Consider the following 4,875-nt stretch of genomic DNA (forward strand, 5'->3'; position numbering starts at 1 on the left):
GTCCCGCCGAATCTGATTCCCGCGGACGCGGTGGAGATCACGCCGGGGATGCTCCCGCTGGTGGAGCTGGACGCGGGTGAGATCGAGCGGATCGTTGCCACCGTCGAAGGCGGGGCAGCCAACATCGCGGACATCTACCCCCTTGCCCCCCTCCAGGAAGGTCTGCTTCTTCATCATCTGATGGCTGATGGTGGTGCGGATGCGTACGTACTCCGGATGGTGGCCGAGTTCGACTCCCGGGATCGGTTGAATGGGTTCACCAGCGCGTTGCAGCAGGTCATCGACCGGCACGATGTCCTCCGCACAGCCATCGTGTGGCAGGGCCTGCGGGAGCCGGTTCAGGTGGTGCGGCGTCACGCGGTCCTCCCGGTGACCGAAGTGGCACTGGACCCGCAGGACGCGGATCCGGTGGCCTCGTTGGTTGCCGCCGGTGGGGCGTCCATGGATCTGGGCCGGGCGCCGCTGATCAGCCTGCACATCACGCCGGCTGCTCCCGGCGGTGAACGCTGGCTCGGGCTGGTTCGGGTGCACCACATCGTGCAGGACCACACGGCGGTGGAGGTGCTCTTCGAGGAGGTCGCCGCCTTCATGGCCGGCAGCGGTGAGGTGCTGCCGGTACCGCTGCCGTTCCGCAATTCTGTGGCGCAGGCGCGTGGAGGGGTGACGCGCGCCGAGCATGAGCGGTACTTCGCTGGGCTGTTGGGAGATGTGACCGAGCCGACGGCGCCATTCGGTCTTGTTGATGTGCGTGGTGACGGTACGAATGCGGTGCAGGCGCTTCTGGGGCTCGCTCCTGAGGTGACGGGGCGTCTGCGTGAGGTGTCGCGGCGGCTGGGCGTGAGCGCGGCGACTGTCCTGCATGTGGCCTGGGCTCGGGTCCTGGGTGCAGTCAGCGGCCGTGATGATGTGGTGTTCGGGACGGTGCTGTTCGGCCGGATGAATGCCGGTGATGGTTCGGACAGGGTGCTGGGTCCGTTCATGAACACATTGCCTGTGCGGATCCCTGTGGGTGAGCTGGGTGTGCTGGGGGCGGTGTCCGGCATGCGGGATCAGCTTGCGGAACTTCTTGAGCACGAGCACGCGCCGCTGGCCCTGGCTCAGCAGGCCAGCGGTGTCACGGGTGATCTCCCACTGTTCACCGCACTGTTCAACTACCGGCACAACACCGGTCCTCGCCCGGGCGAGGACCTGGCCGGCGTCAGAATTCTCCTGGCGCAGGAGCGCACCAACTACCCGCTCTCCCTGTCGGTTGATGACAACGGTGACGGGCTTGCGCTCGCAGTCGACGCGGTGTCCCCACTCGACCCCTTGGCGATTGGCCGTCTGATGCGTGCCACCACCACCAGCCTCGTGGTGGCTCTGGAAGAGGCGCTGAGCGGCGACGCGGAGCTGCCGCTGGTTGCCGTGGACGTACTCGACGACGGCGAGCGTCGACGGATGCTCACCGACTGGAACGACACAGCACTCGACATCGAGCCGACCACGGTCGCGGACCTGTTCGAAGCCCAGGTCGAGCTGGCGCCGAAGGCAACCGCACTCGTCGCACCCGGCATCGAGATGTCGTACGAGGAGCTGGACCAGCGGGCGAACAAGCTGGCCCGGCATCTGATGGCCATCGGCGTAGGGCCCGAGTCTCTGGTGGGTGTGTGCCTGGAGCGCGGCGTCGAGGCGGTGGTCGCGGTTCTTGGCGTGGTGAAGGCCGGCGGGGCGTACCTGCCCATCGACCCTGAATATCCGGCGGACCGGATCGCCTACATGGTCGAGGACGCGGCGCCAGTGGTGGTGCTCGCCTCGCACGGGACCACGGGTGTGGTTCCGGCGAATGTCACACAGCTGCTGATGCACGACCTGACGCTGCCCGCCCTGGACGCGAGCGTGCCCCCTCGCGTGGGGGCGAGGCCGCAGCATCCGGCGTACGTGATCTACACCTCGGGTTCGACCGGACGCCCGAAGGGGGTGCTCGTATCGCATGTGGGCGTGGCCAGCATGGTGGCGGGCCATGCCCGGAATCTCGGCGTCGGTCCGACCAGTCGTGTGGGGCAGTTCGCCTCGCTCAGCTTTGATGCGTTCTGCTGGGAACTGTTCATGGCGCTTCTCTCCGGTGCCGCACTGGTGGTGATCCCGCAGCAACGACGCCTTGGCAGCGCGCTCGCGGAGTACCTGACCGAGCAGCGGGTGACGCATGTGACGCTGCCGCCGGCGGTGCTGCCGGGGATGGACATGTCATCGATCAGAACCGACATGGTGCTGGTGGTGGCGGGCGAGGCCTGTCCGCCCGAGGTGATGGCGTCCTGGGCACGGGACCGGGCGATGTTCAACGCCTACGGTCCGGCGGAGACGACCGTGGATGCGACGGTGTGGCGGTGTGACCCCGAGGCAGCTGAGATGGCGATCGGCACGCCGGTGGTCAATACGCGGGTGTTCGTGCTGGACGAGCGGCTCCGCCCGGTGCCGGTGGGTGTGGCAGGCGAACTGTACGTCGCGGGTGCGGGACTTGCGCGGGGGTATCTGGGGCGTCCGGGCCTCACAGCGGAGCGGTTCGTTGCCAACCCCTTCGGCGATTCGGGCGAGAGGCTCTACCGCACCGGCGACCAGGCCCGCTGGACGGCGGATGGCCGGTTGGTCTTCGCGGGACGCAGCGACGAGCAGGTGAAGATCCGTGGTTTCCGGATCGAGCTGGGTGAGGTCCAGTCCGCGGTGGCGGCGCATTCCGGCGTTGCGCAGGCTGCGGTGGTGGCGCGTGAGGACGTGCCGGGAGACAAACGCCTGATCGCCTACGTGGTCGCGGCCGACGGCACGGGTGAGCTCGCTCTCTCGGTTCGGGACTTCGTCGGCGAGCGACTGCCGGCCTACATGGTTCCGTCGGCTGTGGTGGTGCTGGACGCGCTGCCGCTGTCAGTGAACGGGAAGCTGGACCGAAAGGCACTGCCGGCCCCGGAGTATGTGTCGGGTTCTGGCCGTGGGCCTGCCAATGCCCGTGAGGAGGTCTTGTGCGAGGTCTTCGCCGATGTACTGGGTATGGACGGTGTCGGTGTCGGTGTCGATGACGACTTCTTCGCTCTGGGCGGTCATTCGCTGCTGGCGATCCGGCTGGTGGAGGGGCTGCGTGAGCGTGGAGTTTCGGTGTCTGTGCGGGCACTGTTCCAGTCGCCGACGCCGGCGGGGCTTGCTGCCTCGGCAGCGGGCGGGGAGCAGGTGGTCGTTCCGGAGAACCTGATTCCCGAGGACGCGGTGGAGATCACGCAGCGGATGCTGCCCCTGGTCGAGCTGAGTGCTGACGAGATCGATGGGATTGTGGCGTCGGTGGATGGCCGCGCTGCGAATGTGGCCGACATCTATCCGCTCGCTCCACTGCAGGAGGGACTGCTCTTCCACCACCTGCTGGCCGAGGGTGGTGACGACACCTATGTGATTCCCTCGGTCCTGGAATTCGACTCCCGTGCGTTGCTGGACGGGTTCCTGGGAGCGCTCCAGCAGGTGGTGGACCGCCACGACATCCTTCGCACGTCGATCGTGTGGGAACGCCTGCGCGAACCGGTCCAGGTCGTCTGGCGGCGCGCAGAACTTCCGGTCCGGGAGGTGTTGCTGGACCCTCGGGACGGCGACTTGGTCGATCAGCTGCTAGAGGCGGGCGGCTTGTCCATGGATCTGGGGCGGGCGCCCCTGATGGATGCGCACGTGACGGCAGGGGCGGGGTCGGATCAGTGGTTGGTGCTTCTGCGGATGCACCACATGGTTCTTGACCACACGGCGTTGGAGGTGCTCCTGGACGAGGTTCAGGCGATCCTCAGCGGGCGGGTGGATGAGTTGGCGGTGCCGTTGCCGTTCCGCAATTTCGTGGCGCAGGCGCGGGGTGGGGTGGCGCGTGTCGAGCATGAGGAACATTTCGCTGCGCTGTTGGGTGACGTGAGTGAGCCGACAGCTCCGTTCGGACTGGTGGATGTCCGGGGTGACGGTGCGGGTGCGGTCCAGCGGCGTGTGCGATTGGCGGATGGATTGAACGGTCGCCTGCGGGGCGTTGCGCGGCGGTTGGGCACGAGCCCGGCGACGGTGATGCATGTGGCATGGTCGCGGGTGGTCGCGGCGGTGAGCGGTCGTGCTGATGTGGTGTTCGGGACGGTGTTGTTCGGCCGGATGAACGCGGGTACGGGCTCGGACCGGATCCCGGGTCCGTTCATCAACACGCTTCCGGTCCGTATGCGTACCGATGAGCTGGGTGTGCTGGAGTCGGTCACGGCGATGCGTGATCAGCTCGCGGGGTTGTTGGAGCATGAGCATGCGCCGCTGGCTTTGGCGCAGCGGGCCAGTGGGGTGGCGGGTGACAGTCCGCTGTTCACATCGATCCTCAACTACCGCCACAACGCGGCCCCTTCTGATGAGGGGCTGGGTGGTGAGGCTGTGGGGTTCCGGATGATCTTCGCGCGGGCTCACACGAACTTCCCGTTGTCGGTGGCTGTTGATGACGACGGGGATGGCTTCGGGCTGGCGGTGGATGCACTGGCGCCCATCGATCCGGATGTGGTTGCCGGTTTGGTTCAGACGGCAACGGAGAGTGTGGTCGCTCTGCTGGAGTCGGTGCTGGAGGGCGGCTCCGACGTGCCGTTGAGTGGTGTGGATGTGCTGGGTCCCGATACGCGGCATCAGGTGTTGTCGGGGTGGAATGACACTGCCACTGAGGTGTCGGGTGTGTCGGTGGTGGGGTTGTTCGAGGCGCAGGTGGTGCGGTCGCCGGGTGCGGTGGCGGTGGTTGGTGACGGTGTGGGGGTGTCGTTCGCGGAGCTGGATGTGCGGGCGAACCGGTTGGCGCATTATCTGGTGTCGCAGGGTGTGGGTGCGGAGTCGGTGGTGGGTCTGTGTCTGCCGCGTGGTGTGGAG

The 4,875-nt window shown here is 67.2% G+C and carries 1 protein-coding gene; it reads left to right on the forward strand.

What is annotated here, in order from left to right; genetic code table 11:
• Positions 1–60: 60 nt before the first annotated feature.
• Positions 61–4,875 (forward strand): non-ribosomal peptide synthetase (locus tag ABT084_RS37640; protein WP_351054284.1); only part of this gene is annotated, 4,815 nt, incomplete at its 3' end.

Source organism: Streptomyces sp. NPDC002138 (genome assembly GCF_040296485.1).
Classification (GTDB): domain Bacteria; phylum Actinomycetota; class Actinomycetes; order Streptomycetales; family Streptomycetaceae; genus Streptomyces.